The following is a 19555-nucleotide window of genomic DNA, read 5'->3' as shown; positions in this document are numbered from 1 at the left end:
ATAGCCGAGGAAGCCGGGCCGCCGGTGCCCGGGATTCGTCCGGACAGGTCATGATGCCCCGGCGGCCGCCACGTCGCGGTGACGGCACGCCGTCGCGACGCGCCCGGAGCAGTGGACGCGTGATTGCCGGGCTGTGGACGGGGCTGTTAGCGTCGCCGTCGCCCCGCACCGGACGACAGGGTCACGGCGCGTGGGCCGACCCCTCGGTCTCCCGACCCCCGTAGCGCCCGTGGATCCCGACGACGGGGCGCTGACCAGCGGAAACGCTGGGCAGACCCCGGGCACCTCGCCGGCCCCGGTGGCGACGGCACCGGTCGTGCACAGCCTGTGGACACCCGTGTGGAACACGAGCGTCCGCAGGTGCTGCAGGAGTTCGGAGCGCGGATCCCCGGCAGCCGTCAGGCTGACGGGGTGCGACTCCCGGGGGAACCGGCCGCTCGGGGTCGACGGCATGGGGAGGACGAGCGCATGGCGGACGCCACGCTGGACCTGGCGACGGTCTGGGACCAGATCCGGGAGCGGCTGGCCACCAGTCTCTCCCCGCAGCAGAACGCCATGCTGAACCTCACCCGCCCGCTGGGGCTGGTCGAGGACACCGCCGTGCTCGCCGCCCCCAACGAGTTCACCCAGACGGTCCTGGAGTCCCGGATGCGCCGGGTGCTCGCCGAGGCGCTGTCCGAGCAGTTCGGCCGCGAGATCCGCGTGGCCATCCAGCTCGAGGACGCCCCGGCCGAGCCGGCCGAAGAGCCCCGCGACGAGGCCCGGCCCACCCGGCGCCCATGGACCGCCGCCGAGGTGCAGCGCGCCGAGGAGGACCGGGCCAGCCGGGACCGCGCCGACGACGGCCGGAGCGCCTTCGGCGTGCGGACCGACGTGGTGGGATCCGCGCCCTGGGACAGGGACGGCCACGACGACCGGCAGGTCCGGGCGGATTCCGAGGTCCGCGAGCTGCGACCCGCCGACCGGGCGCCGGTCGACCGCGGAGCGCCGGGGGACTGGGCGACCACCTGGGGGAGCCAGTCCACCGGGCGCGACTGGGGCGGCGGTGACGACGGCCGATCGGCCGACATCCTGCCCTTCGACGTCGACGGTTCCGACAGCGACGACAGCGGCGGCGACCAGCGCGGGCGCTCCGCCGGTGGGGGAGGACGCGGGCGGCGCACGGACTCCGGTCGCCCCGCAGGCCTGGACCCGAGCATGAACCCGAAGTACGTCTTCGACTCCTTCGTCATCGGCAACAGCAACCGCTTCGCCCACGCCGCCGCCGTCGCGGTGGCCGAGGCGCCGGCGCGCGCCTACAACCCGCTGTTCATCTACGGCGAGTCCGGGCTGGGCAAGACGCACCTGCTGCACGCGATCGGCCACTACGCCGCACGGATGTTCCCCAACGTCAAGGTGCGCTACGTCAGCACCGAGGAGTTCACCAACGAGTTCATCAACCTGGTGCACTCCGGCCGGGCCGAGGACTTCCGCCGTCGTTACCGGGACATCGACTTCCTGCTGATCGACGACATCCAGTTCCTGGAGCGCGCCGAGCGGACGCAGGAGGAGTTCTTCCACACCTTCAACACGCTGCACAACGCGTCGAAGCAGATCGTCATCACCTCCGACCGGGCGCCGAAGAAGCTGACGACGCTGGAGGACCGGCTGCGCACCCGCTTCGAGTGGGGCCTCATCACCGACGTCCAGGCGCCCGACCTCGAGACCCGCATCGCGATCCTGCGCAAGAAGGCGTGGGGCGAGCGGCTGCAGGTGCCCGACGCGGTGCTGGAGTTCATCGCCAGCAAGGTGCAGACCAACATCCGCGAGCTCGAGGGCGCCCTGATCCGGGTCACCGCCTTCGCGTCGCTGAACAAGCAGCAGGTGGACCTGCCGCTGGCCGAGCTGGTGCTCAAGGACCTGATCAGCGACGAGCAGGGGCCGCAGATCACCGCGGCGATCATCATGGCCGCCACGGCCGAGTACTTCTCCGTGACGATGGAGGAGCTCCAGGGCTCCAACCGCAGCCGCACGCTGGTCAACGCCCGCCAGATCGCCATGTACCTGTGCCGCGAGCTCACCGAGCTGTCCCTGCCGCGCATCGGTGCCTCGTTCGGCGGCAAGGACCACACCACGGTCATGCACGCGGTCAAGAAGATCACCAACCTGATGAGCGAGCGACGGGCCACCTACACCCAGGTCACCGAGCTCACCGCCCGCATCAAGAGCCGCGCCCGGCAGTAAGAGGACCCCCTCCCTCTCACCACTCGCAGGCTCGCGGCGAGCCTCCGGAGGGGGCCGCCGGACGACACCGCGGCCGCCAGCCGTGTGGTGGGCATCGTTGGACCCTGACGACCCAGATGGACCGCCGTTGCGGGTCATCAGGGTTCACCGGTCGGCCTCGAGGCCCCCAGGCGCTCGCCGGCCGCGGGGCTGGTCGCCGTCCGCGTCCGCGGCCTCCGACAACCGTTGAGCCCTGACGACCCAGATGGACCGCCGCTGCGGGTCACCACGGTTCACCGGTCGGCCTCGCGGGACCCCCGGGGCCCGCTTCCTCGCTCGTCGGAGGAGGTCATCCGGCGCGTCAGGTTGCGCACCACCGACGAGGTCGTCCGGCTACCTCAGGGACCGGGTCGACATGTCGCTGTCCACAGTTGTGGGGAACTCCGTGGACAGCGGAAGCCCTGTTCCGACGGCTCGGAGACCGGTCATCGAGCGATGATCCGGTCGACACGTCGAGAAGTTGTCCCCAGGAATGTGCACAGGTTGGGGAGATCCGTCCCGGTGTCGGACCGGGACAGCCGACCCGATCCCGCCCCCGGCCTCGCAGTGCACGACACATACCACCCGATACGCCGCTGACCTGGGCTTTCTCCGACGGCGAGGGAACGAGCCGCCGAGGACCCGGTGCACCGGCCGGCCTCCGTGCACACGGCATGGGGACGAACGGGGGGCAACCAGGGGAGTGGAGGTGGACGAACAGCGGTCGCTGTGCACGGCGGTCGAGTTGTCCACGTGTCGACAACAGACGGACGCTGACCACCCACAGCGGGCCAACAGCCCCGGTGGGCATCTGACCTGCGGAAAGGGGCCCGGTCCCCAGCTTCCACACGTGTGATGACGAAGATGAAGTACTTCTACCCAGAATTTCTTGAACCACATTCAGGATGGGGACGCTCCGCTGGGCCCTGCCCAGGGAGCGCAGAAGCAGCCAGGACGAGCGGTTCCACAGAGCACCCGACAGGGGACAGGGTTTCCCCCGGAGGCACCCGAGCAGGCACGATGAGCACCGCACCGGCGCCGGGGCCTCACGCCCCGCTCCCCGGCGCACCGTGGACGCAGAAGAGATCGGGTGGATGGACAGATGAAGTTCCGGGTGGCACGAGAGGTGCTCGCCGACACCGTGGCGTGGACGGCCCGCAGCCTGCCGCCGCGGCCCTCGGTCCCCGTCCTCGCCGGCATCCTGCTCGAGGTCGACGGCAGCCAGCTGTCGGTGTCCGGCTTCGACTACGAGGTGTCCGCGCGTGCGGAGGCCGACGTGCAGGCCGGCGAGAGCGGCCGCGTCCTGGTCCCGGGCCGGCTGCTGGCCGAGATCACCCGCGCCCTCCCGCCGCACCCGGTGGAGCTCACCGCCGACGGCCCGCGCCTGGCCATCACGTGCGGCAACGCACGGTTCAGCCTCCCGACCCTGCCGGTCGAGGACTACCCGTCGCTGCCGCACATGCCGTCGTCGGCGGGCGTGGTGGACAGCGACGTCTTCGCCGAGGCCGTCAGCCAGGTGGCGATCGCCGCCGGCCGCGACGACACCCTCCCGATGCTCACCGGCGTCCGGCTGGAGATCGAGGGCGACCAGATCACCCTCGCCGCCACCGACCGGTACCGGCTGGCGGTCCGCGAGTTCGCCTGGCGGCCGGACACCCCGGGCCTGTCCGCTGCCGTCCTCGTGCCGGCCCGCACCCTGGCCGACGCCGCCAAGACGCTCACCAGCGGACCGGAGATCACCGTCTCGCTGTCCTCGGGCAGCTCGGGCGAGGGCATCCTCGGCCTCTCCGGCAAGGACCGGCAGACCACCACCCGCCTGCTGGACGCCGAGTTCGTCAAGTATCGCGCGATCATGCCCAGCGAGTCCGCGTCCAGCGCCACGCTCCCGGTCGGGCTGTTCACCGACGCGGCCAAGCGCGTGGCGCTGGTCGCCGAGCGCGGCACGCCGCTGCGCTGCGAGTTCACCCCCGGCCAGGTCACCCTGCGGGCCGGCGGCACCGACGACGAGGGCCAGGCAGAGGAGCGTTGCGACGTCGAGTTCGACGGCGAGCCGCTGACCATCGGCTTCAACCCGACGTTCCTGCTCGACGGGCTGGCCGCGGTCCACACCGACCGGGCGCGGATGGACTTCACCAGCCCGCTCAAGCCCGCGGTCCTCTCCGGTGTGGAGGAGCCCGCCGACGACGGCGACGCCCCCGCGCCCCGGCCGGGCAGCTACCGCTACCTGATCATGCCGGTGCGCCTCCCGGGCTGAGCCGGGGCACGATGGGCAGGACAACCGTGATTCGCGAAGAGGGGACGCCGACGTGCAGCTGGGGCTGATCGGGCTGGGCAAGATGGGCGGCAACATGGCGGAGCGGATCCGCCGCGCCGGTCACGAGGTCGTCGGGTACGACCGCTCGCCGGGCAAGCGGGACGTCGACAGCCTGCCGGCGCTGGTGGAGGCCCTCTCCGCTCCTCGCGTGGTGTGGGTGATGGTGCCCTCGGGCGACCCGACCCGAGAGACGGTCAAGGAGCTCGCCGGCCTGCTCGAGGCCGGTGACGTGATCGTCGACGGCGGCAACTCGAAGTACACCGACGACCAGGTGCACGACGTGATGTGCCGCGAGAAGGGCATCGGCTACGTCGACGCCGGCGTCTCCGGCGGGGTCTGGGGCCTGGAGAACGGCTACGCCCTGATGGTGGGCGGCAGCGGCGAGGACGTCGCCAAGGTCCAGCCGATCTTCGACGCCCTCAAGCCGCCGTCGCCCACCGACGAGTCCGGCCAGCCCGTCGGCGGTGACGCCGGCTTCGTGCACGCCGGACCGGTCGGTGCCGGCCACTTCAGCAAGATGGTCCACAACGGCATCGAGTACGCGCTCATGCAGGCCTACGGCGAGGGCTACGAGCTGCTCGAGGCCGTCGACCTCATCGAGGACGTGCCCGGGGTCATCAAGTCGTGGACCCAGGGCACGGTCATCCGGTCCTGGCTGCTGGACCTGCTGGTGCGCGCCCTGGACGAGGACCCCTCGCTGGAGCGGGTGCGTGGCTACGCCGAGGACTCCGGCGAGGGCCGGTGGACGGTCGAGCAGGCGATCGAGAACGCCGTGCCGATGCCCACGATCGCCGCGTCCCTGTTCGCCCGCTTCTCCTCCCGCCAGGACGACTCGCCGACCATGAAGGCGGTCGCCGCGCTGCGCAACCAGTTCGGCGGGCACGCCGTCCGCGCGGTGGAGCAGGGCGAGGTCGAGCGCCCCGCCTGAAGAAGGACCACCCTTCCCCCCACGCCTCGCAGGCTCGGCGCGGGCCCCTGGAGGGTGGCCGTTCCGGTCCGACCCGCCGCCGCTGGAAAGCTGAGGACATGTACGTCCGGCACCTGCAGGTCGGCTCCTTCCGGAGCTGGGAACGCGTGGACCTGCCGCTGTCCCCGGGCCCCACGGTCTTCGTCGGGCGGAACGGCGAGGGCAAGACCAACCTGGTCGAGGCCGTCGGCTACCTGGCCACGATGAGCAGTCACCGCGTCTCCAGCGACGCCCCGCTGGTCCGCCACGGTGACGCGCAGGCCGTCGTACGGGCTGCGCTGCGCCGTGGCGACCGCGAACTGCTCGTCGAGATCGAGATCAATCCGGGCCGGGCCAACCGGGTGCGGGTGAACCGGGCGCCGCTGCAGCGGCCGCGGGACCTGCTCGGCATGGTTCGCACGGTGCTGTTCGCACCGGAGGACCTCGCCCTGGTGCGGGGCGATCCGACCGAGCGCCGGCGGTTCCTCGACGAGCTGCTGGTCACCCGGACTCCCCGGCTCGCGGGCGTCCGGGCGGACTACGACCGCGTGCTCAAGCAGCGCAACGCGCTGCTCAAGACCGCGCGCCTGGCGCGCGGCAAGGCGATCGAGACCCTCGACGTGTGGGACGGCCACCTCACCGACCTGGGCGGTCAGCTCCTCTCCGCCCGGCTGGGGCTCGTCGCCGACCTCGCGCCGCAGCTCGCGGAGTCCTACGCCCGGGTGGCCGGCGACGGGGGGCTCACCGCCGGGCTCGGCTACTCCTCGACGGTGCCCCTGGCCGGGACCGGGACGGCGCTGCTCCCGGACGCCCCGCTGCCGACGGCCGTCGAGCTGACCGCCGCGATGAGCGAGCGGGTGGCCGAGCGGCGTGGGGACGAGCTCGACCGCGGCATGACCCTGGTCGGCCCTCACCGCGACGACCTGGTCATCCACCTCGGCCCGGCTCCGGCCAAGGGCTTCGCCAGCCACGGGGAGTCCTGGTCCCTGGCGCTCGGGCTCAAGCTCGCGACCTTCGCGCTGCTGAGGGCCGACGGCGAGGACCCGATCCTGGTCCTGGACGACGTCTTCGCCACGCTGGACGCCGAGCGACGCGCGGCGCTCGCCGAGGTGGCACGCTCAGCGGAGCAGACGCTGATCACCGCCGCCGTGCTCGACGACGTGCCGCCCGAGCTCCGCGGCGGCCGGGTCGAGGTCGGCGCCGGCACCGTGCGCGTGCTCGATCCCGGGGAGGTGGCATGAGCACCGCGAGAACGACGGGGGAGCGAGCATCGCAGCGAGCGCCAGCGAGCGAGGAGCGGAACGAGCCCGGAGTCGAGCCATGAGCGAGGACCGGCCGGCGCGCCCCAGCGACATCGCCCGCGCGGCCCTCGAGGCGGCCCGCGCCGCCTCCGCCTCCCGCCCGCGGCCGACCCGTCGCCGCATCGCCGGGCCGCGCCGCACCTGGAGCGGCCCCGGCCCCGGTGCCGACGACCCCCAGCCGCTGGGCCGGCTGGTCGACTCGCTCGTCGCCTCGCAGGACTGGTCCGAGCGCACCCGGACCGGCGCGGTGTTCGGCCGGTGGGAGACCCTCGTCGGACCGGAGATCGCCGCGCACTGCGCGCCGCAGACCCTCACCGAGGGCGAGCTGCTGATCATCGCGGAGTCCACGGCCTGGGCCACGCAGCTGCGCCTGCTGGCGCCCACCATCCTCGGCAAGCTGCGCGCCGGGGTCGGCGGGGACGTCGTGACCCGATTGCGCGTTGTCGGACCGACGGCCCCCAGCTGGAAGAAGGGCCCGCGCTCCGTGCGCGGCCGGGGGCCCCGCGACACCTACGGATAGCCCGCACCACGACGGAAGGCCAGCGATGAGCACGCCCCGGGACCGCGACAGCAACGACGACGACACCGGCCGCGGCTGGCAGGAGCCCGCCCATCTCGGCGGCGACGAGCCGGCTGCGCAGGACGAGCCGGTGCAGGACGAGCCCAACATCGCCGACCGCCGCAGTCGGCCGCGCGACAGCGACCACTCCGTCGACCCCGAGGCCTGGCGTCCCCCGGGCTGGGACCTGCCGCCGGCCCGGCCCGAGCGGCCCGCGCAGGAAGCCCAGCCGTCGGACCCCTCCGGCGTCGAGCCCTCCGCCGTCGACCCCTCCTGGGCGCCCCCGGGTGCGCCGCCGCAGGAGGCGCCCGTCCCCGAGCGACGCGGGCTGTTCGGCGGTCGCCGGCAGCGGGATCCGGAGATGGACCGGGCGTTCACCTACCAGGGGGACGTCGTCGGCGCCCAGGGCTGGGCGCTCCAGCGCGGCTGGACGATCTCCGACGGCACCGCCCCCGAGGACGCCGCCCTGCAGCCGCTGATCACCTCCGCGCCGCCCCGGCTGAGCAAGGACCACCGCCCGGGCAGCGTGCTGCGCGGCCGCGCCGGCGCGCTCGACCTCGTCGCCTTCGACGCGGTCTACACGTCCGGGCGCTACGTGGTGCCGGAGTACGCGATCACCGCCGCGCCCCTGCTGGGCGTACCGCCGGTGCTGCGGCTGTCCCCCGCGCGGCTGTGGAAGCACGGCGTGGGCGGCATGGTGCAGATTCCCTCGGAGGATCCGGACTTCGAGCGCCGCTGGATGCTGCTGGCCGCCGGGGACGGCCCCCAGGTGCGCCGGCTGGCCGGGGACGCCGACGTGCGCCGCCTGCTGCTCGCCACGGACGACGGCGACGAGTTCTGGACCGCCGGGGGCTTCCTCGCCGCGATCCGCCCCGACGGTCACCGGCCCGAGCTCATCGAGCACCACACCCGGCTCCTGACCGCGCTCGTCGGCGCGCTCGCCGCCGGCTCCTGACCGGGCCGCAACGCTGAGCGCACCGGACCGGCCCGACCGGGCACCCGCCGCCCCCGGCGCGGGTCCGCGGGACCTGCTGCCCCTGCTCCGGCCGCACCGCCGTGCGCTGGTCGCGGCCGCGGCGCTGTCCCTGGTGTCCGCCGGCGGGGCGCTGGCCCAGCCCGCGCTGGTCGCCCGGGTCATCGACGTCGTCGGCTCCGGTGGGCGGCTGATGCCGACCGTCTCGCTGCTGGTCGTGGTGCTCCTGGCGGCCTCCGCCCTCGGGGCCTTCCAGCAGTACCTGCTGCAGCGCACGGCGGAGGGCGTCGTCCTCACCACCCGGCAGCTGCTGGCCGACCGGCTGCTGCGGTTGCCGGTCGCCGAGTACGACCGCCGGCGGACGGGCGACCTCATGTCGCGGGTCGGCGCCGACACCACGCTGCTGCGCGCGACGGTCACCTCCGGCGTCGTCGACGTGGCGGGCTCGGCGGTGCTCGGCATCGGTGCGGTGGTCGCGATGGCGCTGGTGGACGTCTGGCTGCTGCTGGTGACCCTCCTCGCGGTCGGCCTCGGGCTCACCGTCGCCGTCCTCGCCTCCCGCGGCGTGAAGCGCGCGTCGCGGCAGGCGCAGGAGGAGGTGGGCGCCATGACGGCCGCCGTGGAACGGGCGCTGTCCGCCGTCCGCACCATCCGGGCCAGCGGCGCCACGTCCCGCGAGGTGACTGCGGTCGGGGGCAGCGCCCGGCGCGCCTTCGAGGCCGGCGTGCGGGTGGCGCGGCTGGAGTCACTGGTCGCGCCGGCAGGGTCCATCGCCGTGCAGGGGGCGTTCCTCGCCGTCCTCGGCGTCGGGGGCTACCGGGTCGCGGCCGGCTCGATCACCGTGGCCTCGCTGGTCGCTTTCATCCTGTACCTGTTCCTGCTGGTCATGCCGCTGGGTCACGCGATCTCGGCGTACACGCAGCTGCAGACCGGTCTCGGCGCGCTGGCGCGGATCCAGGAGATCCTGGCCCTGGCCCCGGAGCGCGACGAGCAGCCCGAGCGGGCCGGCACGGCCGCGCCCCGGGCGGGTGCGCCGCTGCTCGAGCTGGAGGACGTCTCGTTCTCCTATCCCGACGGGACGCCGGTGCTGCGAGGGGTCTCCTTCGAGGTGGCCGCCGGCAGCCGGGTGGCGCTGGTCGGACCCTCGGGTGCGGGGAAGTCGACGATCCTGGCGCTCATCGAGGGCTTCTACCCTGTGTCCGGCGGCGCGCTCCGCTGGGCCGGCACCGACGTGCGGGAGCTGCCCCGCGCGGCGCTGCGTGCCCGGCTGGGCTACGTCGAGCAGGAGGCGCCGGTACTGGCCGGGAGCGTCCGCGACAACCTGCTGCTCACCCGGCCCGACGCGACCGACCCCGAGCTGTGGGCCGTGCTGGCCGACGTGGGCCTGACCGAGGTGGTGCGCCGGTCACCCCGCGGCCTGGACGTGCTGGTCGGCGACGAGGGCGTGCTGCTGTCCGGCGGCGAGCGCCAGCGCCTGGCGATCGCGCGGTCGCTGCTCGCCCGGCCCGAGCTGCTGCTGCTGGACGAGCCCACCGCCAGCCTCGACGCGCGCAACGAAGGCCTGCTGCGCGAGACGCTCGGCCGGGCCGCGGCCGACCGGGCGCTGCTGGTGGTCGCCCACCGGCTGTCCACCGTCCTGGACAGCGACCAGATCGTGGTGCTCGACCAGGGGCGGGTGGTGGCCAGCGGTACCCATGCGGAGCTGGTCGACAGCAGCCCGCTCTACCGCGAGCTCGCCACCGCCCAGCTCCTGGTCTAGCCGCACTGCTCGGCGGCGCGGGTCATCCCGTCGAAGACGGTGCCGTCGAAGATCCCGATCGACCGCCGGTAGGCGTGGCCGGCCAGCCCCTGCGGGGCGAACGTGGCCCGCTGGCGAAGCGTCGTCCCTCCGCCGTCGGCGTCGTGTTCCACGTGGAACCCGAGCCAGGCCGGTCCGGGGAGCCGCATGTCGGCCCGCCGCCGCAGCCGGCCGGGCTCGACCTCCTCGACCCGCCGCAAGTCCGGGGCGTCGCCGACGTGGAGCCGGTCGGGGTTCCGCCGCCCGCGGCGCAGCCCGACGCCGCCGTGTCGGCGTCATCGGGCGGTGGCGCTCGCATCGCGGATCAGCGTCCCGCGCAGGACGATCGACGCCTCCGCCGGCGTCGCTGCGCGGCACGTCACCCAGGAGGGTTCGATGGCCGACACCACCACCGCCGAGCGCACGGGCGACGGCCAGCCGACCCTCAAGCGGGTCATGGGGCCGGGGCTGCTCCTGCTGTTCATCGTCGGCGACGTCCTGGGCACCGGGATCTACGCGCTCACCGGTCAGGTGGCCGCCGAGGTGGGCGGCGTCGTCTGGCTGCCGTTCCTGGTCGCCTTCCTCGTCGCGCTGGTGACCGCCTTCAGCTACCTGGAGCTGGTCACGAAGTACCCGCAGGCGGCGGGCGCAGCGCTGTACACGCACAAGGCGTTCGGCGTGCACTTCCTGACGTTCATCGTCGCCTTCGCGGTGATGAGCTCCGGCATCACCTCGGCGTCGACCGCCGCACGGGCCTTCAGCGCCAACTTCGCCAGCGTCTTCGAGCTCGACCTCGGCGACGGCATCGGCATCACCCTCATCGGGCTGGCCTTCATGACGCTGGTGGCGCTGGTCAACCACCGGGGCGTCGGCGAGAGCGTCAAGGCCAACGTGGTGCTCACCTGCGTCGAGCTGACCGGCCTCCTCATCGTGATCGGCGTCGGCGTGTGGGCGCTGGGCGGTGGCGACGGCGACTTCTCGCGCGTGACCGAGTTCGACACCGGGGATCGGTCGGTGGTGGGCGGCGTCATCGCCGCGACCGGGCTGGCCTTCTTCGCCATGGTGGGCTTCGAGGACTCGGTGAACATGGCCGAGGAGTGCAAGGAGCCGCGGAGGATCTTCCCGCGGGTGCTGCTCGCCGGACTGGTGGCCACCGGCGTCATCTACGTGCTGGTGTCGATCTCGGCGATCGCTCTGGTCCCGGCGGACAGGCTCAGCGAGGGCGACACCCCGCTGCTGCAGGTTGTCGAGGCCGGGGCCCCCGGCTTCCCGATCGGCCTGTTCGGCGTCATCACCATGTTCGCCGTCGCCAACTCGGCGCTCATCAACATGCTCATGGCAAGCCGGCTGGTCTACGGACTCAGCCGGGAGCGGGTCCTGCCGCCGCTGCTCGGGCGGGTGAGCGCCCGCCGCCGGACCCCGACGACGGCGATCCTGTTCACCACCGCCCTGGCCTTCGGCCTGATCACCTTCGTCGGGGCCGTGCCGGCGCTCGGCGGCACGACCGCGCTCCTGCTGCTGCTGGTCTTCACCGTCGTCAACATCGCGGTGCTGGTGCTGCGGCGGGACCACGTCGACGCCGACCACTTCCGCACCCCGACGTTCCTGCCGGTCGTGGGCGCGCTGGCCTGCGGCTACCTCGCCACCCCCTTCGCCGGGCGCCCGGCCGAGCAGTACCGGATCGCCGGCATCCTGCTGGCGATCGGCGTCGTGCTCTGGCTGGTGACGGTCCTGGTCAACCGCCGCACGGGCGCGCAGACGCCGTCGTTCGACCCGCAGAACCTCAGCGGCGACCGCCCCTCGGGACCCCGTAACTGACGAAGGACCGCTTCACTGGCGCCCCCCGCACGCTCGCGGCGAGCCTCCGGACGGGGCCGGGAAACTGCGGCCCGGAGGCTGCTCGCCCGTGAGCCGTCCGAGACGGCGTGTCGATACCCGGGGGCAGGACCGGTGGTGGCGAGGACGCTGCAAGGGGCTCAGACACGACGTGAGGGCGTGGACGGCGGCATTCTTGTCGGTGGACCCGGTATCCTCGGATGCAGAAACCGCCAGCAACCGGCCCAGTGCCGTTCTGCGCCCCTGAGGGGCCCAGTGCCGTTCTGCGCGTATCCCCTGTCAAGGCTGGGGGAGCGTGTGCCGGTTGCGCGAAAGGAAGGCCCCCCGTGGTCGCAGCACCGCAGACCGAGAACGCCTACTCCGGCAGCTCCATCACCGTCCTCGAAGGCCTCGAGGCGGTCCGGAAGCGCCCCGGTATGTACATCGGGTCCACCGGCGAGCGCGGCCTGCACCACATGGTGTGGGAGGTCGTGGACAACGCCGTCGACGAGGCGCTGGCCGGCTACTGCGACACCGTCCGCGTCACCCTGCTGGCCGACGGCGGCGTGCGGGTCGAGGACAACGGCCGTGGCTTCCCGGTGGACATGCACCCGGTCGAGAAGCGGCCCACCCTCGAGGTGATCATGACCGTCCTGCACGCGGGCGGGAAGTTCGACGGCAAGAGCTACGGCGTCTCCGGCGGTCTGCACGGCGTCGGCGTGACCGTCGTCAACGCGCTCTCCACGCGGCTCGAGGTCAACGTCTGGCGCGACGGCCAGGAGTGGTTCCAGCGCTACGACCTCGCCAAGCCCCGTCCGCTCGAGGAGGTCGGGCCGACGAAGAAGCGCGGCTCGGCGGTCACGTTCTGGGCCGACGGCGACATCTTCGAGACGACGCACTACTCGTTCGACACCATCAGCCGGCGGCTGCAGGAGATGGCCTTCCTCAACAAGGGCATCACCATCGTCCTGCGCGACGAGCGCCCGGGGCAGAGCAAGGCCGAGACCGGGATGGCCGAGGAGATCTCCGTCGTCGAGGCGGCCACCGAGGTCGGGCACGAGGCCGAGGCCTTCGAGCCCACCGAGATCACCTACAAGTACGACGGTGGCCTGGTCGACTACGTCGCCCACATCAACGCCAAGAAGTCGCCGATCCACAAGTCGGTCATCAGCTTCGCCGCCGAGGGCACGGGCAAGAACGACATGCCCATGTCCATCGACGTCGCCATGCAGTGGTCCGAGGCCTACTCCGAGTCGGTGTACACGTTCGCCAACGTGATCAACACCCACGAGGGCGGCACGCACGAGGAGGGCTTCCGGACGGCGCTCACCTCGATCGTCAACCGGTACGCCGAGGAGAAGAAGCTCTTCAAGACCAAGGACGAGAAGCTCACGGGTGAGGACATCCGCGAGGGCCTGGCCGCCGTGGTCTCGGTGAAGCTCGGCGACCCGCAGTTCGAGGGCCAGACCAAGACCAAGCTCGGCAACACCGAGGTCAAGGGCTTTGTCCAGCGCGTCTGCAACGAGCAGATCGGCCACTGGTTCGAGGCCAACCCGGCCGAGGCCAAGACGATCATCAACAAGGCGTCGTCGGCGGCCCGCGCCCGGCGCGCGGCGCAGGACGCCCGCAAGCTGGCCCGCAAGAACCTGCTCAGCAACAACTCGCTGCCGGGCAAGCTGGCCGACTGCCGCTCGACCGACCCGCGCGCCTCGGAGATCTACATCGTCGAGGGCGACTCCGCCGGCGGCTCGGCCAAGTCCGGCCGCGACTCGATGTTCCAAGCGATCCTGCCCATCCGCGGCAAGATCATCAACGTCGAGAAGGCACGCATCGACCGGGTCCTCAAGAACAACGAGGTCCAGTCGATGATCACCGCCTTCGGCACCGGCATCCACGATGAGTTCGACGTCTCGAAGCTCCGCTATCACAAGATCGTGCTGATGGCCGACGCCGACGTCGACGGCCAGCACATCCGCACCCTGCTGCTGACCCTGCTGTTCCGCTTCATGCGGCCGCTGGTCGAGGCCGGCTACGTCTACCTCGCGCAGCCGCCGCTGTACAAGATCAAGTGGGGCGGCAAGCACGCCGACGACTACGTCTACACCGACCGGGAGAAGGAGGCCGTGCTCAGCGCGGCTGCCGAGTCCGGCCGGAAGGTCAAGGACGACGCCATCCAGCGCTTCAAGGGTCTCGGCGAGATGAACGCCACCGAGCTCTGGGAGACCACGATGAACCCGGAGACCCGTGTGCTCCTCCAGGTCACCCTGGACGACGCCGCGGCCGCCGACGAGCTGTTCGGCGTGCTGATGGGCGAGGACGTCGAGGCCCGGCGCAGCTTCATCACCCGCAACGCCAAGGACGTCCGCTTCCTCGACGTGTGACCCGGCGCCGCCGGGTGGCCGGCCGGTGAACACCCCCTGGCCGGCGCCCGACGGCCCGGTTGACCAGCACACTTGTCCACCTCTGTGCACCCACCTGTGGAGACCCGAACCGTGACAGAGACCCCGCCCCGCGACCGCGTCGAGCCGGTCGATCTCCAGCAGGAGATGCAGCGCAGCTACATCGACTACGCCATGAGCGTGATCGTGGGCCGCGCCCTCCCCGAGGTCCGCGACGGCCTCAAGCCGGTCCACCGCCGCGTCCTGTACGCGATGTACGACCAGGGCTTCCGCCCCGACCGCAGCTACGTCAAGTGCGCCCGCGTCGTCGGTGAGGTGATGGGTAACTACCACCCGCACGGCGACAGCTCGATCTACGACGCGCTCGTGCGCCTGGCCCAGCCGTGGTCGATGCGGTACCCGCTGGTCGACGGCCAGGGCAACTTCGGATCGCCGGGCAACGACCCGGCCGCGGCCATGCGGTACACCGAGGCCCGGCTCACGCCGCTGGCCATGGAGATGCTGGCCAACATCGACGAGGACACCGTCGACTTCCAGCCCAACTACGACGGCAAGAACCAGGAGCCCCTGGTCCTGCCGGGGCGCATCCCGAACCTGCTGATCAACGGTTCCGCCGGCATCGCCGTCGGCATGGCCACCAACATGCCGCCGCACAACCTCCGCGAGGTCGCGGAGGCGGTGTTCTGGGTGCTGGACAACCCCGACGCGGAGGCCGAGGAGTCCCTCGCCGCGTGCATGGCGCGGATCAAGGGCCCGGACTTCCCGACGCACGGCCTGATCGTGGGCCGCGAGGGCATCGAGGACGCGTACCGCACCGGCCGTGGCTCGGTGCGCATGCGCGCCGTCGTCACGGTCGAGGAGGACTCCCGCGGCCGGGTGCAGCTGGTCTGCACCGAACTGCCCTACCAGGTCAACCCGGACAACCTCGCCGAGTCCATCGCCGAGGCGGTCAAGGAAGGCCGCATCCAGGGCATCAGCGAGATCGCCGACGAGTCCAGCGACCGCGTGGGCCGCCGCCTGGTGTTCACCCTGCGCCGCGACGCCGTCGCCAAGGTCGTGCTGAACAACCTCTACAAGCACACCCAGCTGCAGACCACCTTCGGCTGCAACATGCTGTCCATCGTCGACGGCGTGCCACGCACGCTGCGCCTCGACGAGCTGGTGCGCGAGTACGTCAACCACCAGATCGAGGTCATCCAGCGGCGCACCCGGTACCGGCTGCGCAAGGCCGAGGAGCGCGCGCACATCCTGCGCGGGTACGGCAAGGCCCTGGACCACCTCGACGACGTCATCGCCCTCATCCGCCGCAGTCCGTCGGCCGACGAGGCGCGCTCCGGCCTGATGGAGCTGCTCGACGTCGACGAGATCCAGGCCGTCGCGATCCTCGACCTCCAGCTGCGCCGGCTCGCGGCCCTCGAGCGGCAGCGGATCCTGGACGAGCTGGCCGAGATCGAGGCCCGCATCGCCGACCTGCTCGACATCCTCGACAAGCCGCTGCGCCAACGGCAGATCATCAAGGACGAGCTCGCCGAGATCGTCGAGAAGTACGGCGACGACCGCCGCACGCAGTTCATCGCGAACGACGGCGACGTGTCGATGGAAGACCTCATCGCGGAGGAGGAGGTCGTCGTCACCATCACCCGCACCGGGTACGCCAAGCGGACGAAGAGCGACCTCTACCGCTCCCAGCGCCGCGGCGGCAAGGGCGTGATGGGCGCGGCCCTCAAGCAGGACGACATCGTCGACCACTTCTTCGTGGGCTCCACCCACGACTGGATCCTGTTCTTCACGAACAAGGGTCGGGTCTACCGGTCGAAGGCCTACGAGCTGCCCGAGGCCAACCGCACCGCCCGCGGCCAGCACGTGGCGAACATCCTGGCGTTCCAGCCGGACGAGAAGATCGCCCAGGTCATGCAGATCAAGGACTACACGGTCGCGCCGTTCCTGGTCCTGGCCACCGCGCGCGGGCAGGTGAAGAAGACCCGGCTGACGGACTTCGACTCTCCCCGCCAGGGCGGCGTCATCGCGATCAACCTGCGCGAGGGCGACGAGCTGGTCGGGGCCGCGCTGATCGACAGCACCTCGGACCTGCTCCTGGTCACCCGCAAGGCGATGTCGATCCGGTTCACGGCCGACGACGGCGCCCTGCGCCCCATGGGCAGGGCCACGGAGGGCGTCCGCGGGATCTCGCTGTCCGAGGATGACCGCCTGCTGTCGATGATGGTCGTCCAGGAGGGCGTCGACGTTCTCGTGGCCACCGAGCGCGGCTTCGCCAAGCGGACCGGCATCGAGAACTACCCGAACCAGGGCCGCGGCGGGAAGGGCGTGCTCACCGCCGACCCGAAGGCCCGCAAGGGCGCCCTGGTCGGCGCGCTCGCGGTCACCCTCGGGGACGAGCTGTACGCGATCACCTCCGGGGGCGGTGTCATCCGGACGCCGGTCAACGGGGTGCGGCACAACAAGGACCGCGCCACCATGGGCGTCAAGCTCATGAACTTGCCTGAGGACGTGTCCATCGTGGCGATCGCGCGTACGACGGACAACGACGAGCCGTCGGCCTAGGGTGACACCTGGTGACGAACTGATCGGCACCCGGGCACGCATGCGCGCTGCCCGGGCGCCGGTCGCGAGGGAGCGGTCCGTGCCGCTGGCGAACGGGAGACTGGTATGAGCGACCGGCCACAGGGTTCGGTGCGCACCGGGTCCCGCAGCGGGAACGCCCCGGCCGACGGCGGCGCGCCCGCCGACGGCGCCGCGCAGACGCCGGCTCAGCCGGCCCCCACCGACACCGGGACGCACGCGATCCCCGGTGCGCAGGCACCCACCGGCGCACAGCCGGCCTCCGCCGCGCAGTCCGGTCCGGCCACCGGCACGCAGGCGATCCCCTCCACGGGGACCCAGGCGATCCCCACGACCGGTGCGCAGCGGGCCGCCGGTGCACCCGCGGGCCCGCCCGCGGCCGCGCCGCCGGTGACGGTCCCCCCGGTCGCCGTCCCGCCGGCTGCTGGGCCCCCGTCCCGGGGCGCCGCGGCCCAGAGCGCGCCGTCGGTCCCGGGGACCGCGCAGGCGACCGCGACCAAGAGCCGCCCGGGCCGCACCTCGGGCCGCGGGCCGCGCCGGGCCCGGCTGCAGCTGCGGCACATCGACACCTGGTCGGCGCTGAAGATCTCGCTGGTCCTGTCGATCGCGCTGTTCTTCATCTGGATGGTCGCCGTCGGCGTGCTGTACCTGGTGCTCAACGCACTCGGCGTCTTCGACACCCTCAACGAGCTGTTCGGCCAGCTGGGCACCGAGGGCGGCGAGGACACCGGCAGCGAGGTGCTGACCCCGGGCATCGTCTTCGGTGGCGCGGCCATCATCGGCGCGATCAACGTCGTGCTGCTCACGGCGCTGTGCACCGTGGGCACGTTCATCTACAACATGTGCTCGGACCTCGTGGGCGGCCTCGAGGTCACCCTCTCCGAGCGGGACTGAGCGAGGACCCCCCTCCGGGGGTCCTCGCCGCCCCAGGTACTCTGTTCGAGGTTCACGGGCCTGTAGCTCAGGCGGTTAGAGCGCATCCCTGATAAGGATGAGGCCGGAGGTTCAAGTCCTCCCAGGCCCACCCGTGTGCCGGTGCCCCCGGCGCGTACGTGCATCGACCCGGTGCATCCACCGCCAGGAGGTCCTCCGCGTGCTGAAGAAGCTGGCGTTGGCCGCAGCGGCCGTCGGCGCCGTGGCCGCCGTCCGCAAGCGCTCCACCGGCAAGGTCGAGGCCGACCTCTGGCGCGAGGCCACCAGCGGCCCGCAGGCCGTCAGCACCCCCACGGCACGCTGATCCACCACCCCGGGGCCCCGGCCCCGTCGGGGACGTAGCTCAATTGGCAGAGCACCGCCTTTGCAAGGCGGGGGTTAGGGGTTCGATTCCCCTCGTCTCCACTCCTCGATCGGGAGGTCCGACGTGAGCACCGACCAGCCGGCAGCCGGATCACCACCCGCTGGGTCCCCACCGCCCGGATCCCTGCCGGCCGGCCGGCCCGCCGGTCCCCGGCCACCCGGCCCGCCGGCCGGAGGTCCACCACCTGGCGGTCCGCCACCGGGCTGGCGCCCCATGCCGCCTCCGCCGATGCCTCAGCAGGGCAACTTCAAGCGCGGCTTCGGCGTGGGCCTCGGGGCCAGCCTCGGTGCCGGCATCGGTCTGGCCGTCGTCGGCGTGGGCAGCACCGTGATCCTGGTGCTGGCCCTCGTCGGGCTGGTGTCCGGTGCCGGCGAGAGCGACACGTCGGGACCGGTGACCGAGACGGTCTGGGGCGAGGACACGGCCGAGGGCCGGCTGCTGTCCGTCCCCGTCACCGGCGTGATCCTCGGCGGTGAGAGCGACGGGGCGACCTTCGGCGGCTCGACCTACGGCTACGAGGTCGCCGACACCATCGACGCGCTGGACGCCGAGGACGCCGACGGCCTGATCCTCGAGATGAACACCCCCGGGGGCACCATCTACGGCTCGCGCGCCATCGCCGACGCCGTCGAGCGCTACCAGGAGCGCACCGGCCACCAGGTGATGGCCCACGTCCAGGGGCTGTCGGCCTCGGGCGGGGTCTACGCGATGGCCGGGGCCGACCAGATCGTGGCCGACCACGGCAGCCTCGTCGGCAGCATCGGCGTGGTCATGGGGCCCTTCCAGCGCTTCCGCGACGTCACGGGCATCCCCGGCACGCTGCTCGAGCCGGGCATCACCACCGAGGGCGGCATCACCGAGGAGTACTTCACCCGTGGGCGCGGCAAGGACCTCGGCAACCCCTACCGCGACATCACGCCGGAGGAGCGCGCCGTGCTCGGTGGCGGACTGGACCGCGAGTACGCGGAGTTCGTCGAGTGGGTCGCGAAGGCCCGCGGCATCCCCGCGGAGACCGTCGTGGACGAGCTCGGCGCCTTCGTCTTCGACGGGCAGACCGCCGTCGACCTGGGTCTGGTCGACCGCGTGCTGGGCCGCGAGGAGGCCTACCGGTACGCCGCCGAGCTCAACGACCTCGACCCCGACGACACCCGGGTCGACCGGATCACCGGCCCCGGCCTGCTGGAGTCCCTGCTGTCGGCGCACTCGCCCACGGGCGGCACCGGCGCAGACACCCTGGAGCCCGGTCGCAGCACCGTCTGCGACGGGGCGCCGCTCGTCCTGGCGTTCCACGGCGGGCTCTCGGCGGCCTGCACCGGCGACTGATCCCACCGCCGCTTCCTCACTGCGGGCCGA

At 72.4% G+C, this 19555-nt stretch carries 14 protein-coding genes and 2 tRNA genes; 15 read left to right on the top strand and 1 reads right to left on the bottom strand.

Annotation, left to right across the window (positions count from 1 at the left end; all coding sequences use genetic code 11):
* Window positions 1-468: 468 nt before the first annotated feature.
* From dnaA to BLS70_RS17710, 7 genes are all read left to right on the top strand, one after another.
* On the top strand, window positions 469-2223 hold the full coding sequence (dnaA, locus tag BLS70_RS17740; RefSeq protein ID WP_143030447.1) for a chromosomal replication initiator protein DnaA: 1755 nt from the start codon (window positions 469-471) through the stop codon (window positions 2221-2223).
* A gap of 1120 nt (window positions 2224-3343) precedes the next feature.
* Window positions 3344-4495: a DNA polymerase III subunit beta gene (gene dnaN / locus BLS70_RS17735; RefSeq protein ID WP_091770657.1), complete on the top strand. Its 1152-nt coding sequence runs from the start codon at window positions 3344-3346 to the stop codon at window positions 4493-4495.
* Window positions 4496-4547: 52 nt separating this feature from the next.
* Window positions 4548-5483, top strand: coding sequence for a phosphogluconate dehydrogenase (NAD(+)-dependent, decarboxylating) (gnd, locus tag BLS70_RS17730; RefSeq protein ID WP_091770655.1), 936 nt, complete (start codon window positions 4548-4550; stop codon window positions 5481-5483).
* A gap of 98 nt (window positions 5484-5581) precedes the next feature.
* A complete protein-coding gene (gene recF, locus BLS70_RS17725; RefSeq protein WP_091770653.1) occupies window positions 5582-6742 on the top strand; it encodes a DNA replication/repair protein RecF in 1161 nt (386 codons plus the stop codon).
* Window positions 6743-6821: 79 nt separating this feature from the next.
* A complete protein-coding gene (locus BLS70_RS17720) occupies window positions 6822-7322 on the top strand; it encodes a DciA family protein (RefSeq protein WP_091770651.1) in 501 nt (166 codons plus the stop codon).
* A gap of 25 nt (window positions 7323-7347) precedes the next feature.
* Window positions 7348-8316 (top strand): hypothetical protein, encoded by a 969-nt coding sequence (locus tag BLS70_RS17715; protein WP_091770649.1) that lies wholly within the window; start codon window positions 7348-7350, stop codon window positions 8314-8316.
* A 13-nt stretch (window positions 8317-8329) separates the two neighbouring features.
* Window positions 8330-10093: an ABC transporter ATP-binding protein gene (locus tag BLS70_RS17710; protein ID WP_091770647.1), complete on the top strand. Its 1764-nt coding sequence runs from the start codon at window positions 8330-8332 to the stop codon at window positions 10091-10093.
* Here BLS70_RS17710 and BLS70_RS17705 read toward each other — a convergent pair.
* On the bottom strand, window positions 10090-10386 hold the full coding sequence (locus tag BLS70_RS17705; protein WP_091770645.1) for a DUF2867 domain-containing protein: 297 nt from the start codon (window positions 10384-10386) through the stop codon (window positions 10090-10092). The two genes, BLS70_RS17710 and BLS70_RS17705, sit on opposite strands and share 4 nt — an antisense overlap.
* A 31-nt stretch (window positions 10387-10417) precedes the next feature.
* On the opposite strand from BLS70_RS17705, the gene BLS70_RS17700 reads away from it, so the two are divergent.
* From BLS70_RS17700 to BLS70_RS17665, 8 genes are all read left to right on the top strand, one after another.
* Window positions 10418-11929 (top strand): APC family permease, encoded by a 1512-nt coding sequence (locus BLS70_RS17700; protein ID WP_255362552.1) that lies wholly within the window; start codon window positions 10418-10420, stop codon window positions 11927-11929.
* A gap of 344 nt (window positions 11930-12273) precedes the next feature.
* Window positions 12274-14307: a DNA topoisomerase (ATP-hydrolyzing) subunit B gene (gene gyrB / locus BLS70_RS17695; protein ID WP_091770643.1), complete on the top strand. Its 2034-nt coding sequence runs from the start codon at window positions 12274-12276 to the stop codon at window positions 14305-14307.
* 111 nt (window positions 14308-14418) lie between these two features.
* Window positions 14419-16887 (top strand): DNA gyrase subunit A, encoded by a 2469-nt coding sequence (gene gyrA / locus BLS70_RS17690; protein ID WP_091770641.1) that lies wholly within the window; start codon window positions 14419-14421, stop codon window positions 16885-16887.
* 105 nt (window positions 16888-16992) lie between these two features.
* Entirely contained in the window at window positions 16993-17799 is an 807-nt protein-coding gene (locus tag BLS70_RS17685) for a DUF3566 domain-containing protein (protein WP_091770639.1), read from the top strand.
* Between the two features lie 56 nt (window positions 17800-17855).
* Window positions 17856-17929 (top strand) — tRNA-Ile (locus BLS70_RS17680).
* 69 nt (window positions 17930-17998) lie between these two features.
* Window positions 17999-18142 carry a DLW-39 family protein gene (locus BLS70_RS20905; RefSeq protein ID WP_176946475.1) on the top strand — a complete coding sequence of 48 codons (144 nt, stop codon included), beginning with the start codon at window positions 17999-18001 and terminating at the stop codon, window positions 18140-18142.
* A 28-nt stretch (window positions 18143-18170) separates the two neighbouring features.
* A tRNA-Ala gene (locus BLS70_RS17675) sits at window positions 18171-18243 on the top strand.
* A 187-nt stretch (window positions 18244-18430) separates the two neighbouring features.
* Window positions 18431-19525 carry a S49 family peptidase gene (locus BLS70_RS17665; RefSeq protein WP_176946474.1) on the top strand — a complete coding sequence of 365 codons (1095 nt, stop codon included), beginning with the start codon at window positions 18431-18433 and terminating at the stop codon, window positions 19523-19525.
* Window positions 19526-19555 lie beyond the last annotated feature (30 nt).

The organism is Blastococcus aurantiacus (assembly GCF_900102425.1).
In the GTDB taxonomy this organism is placed as follows: Bacteria; Actinomycetota; Actinomycetes; order Mycobacteriales; family Geodermatophilaceae; genus Blastococcus; species Blastococcus aurantiacus.
The sequence above is the reverse complement of the archived record's forward strand: the minus strand, read 5'-3'. Positions and strand labels throughout refer to the sequence as shown.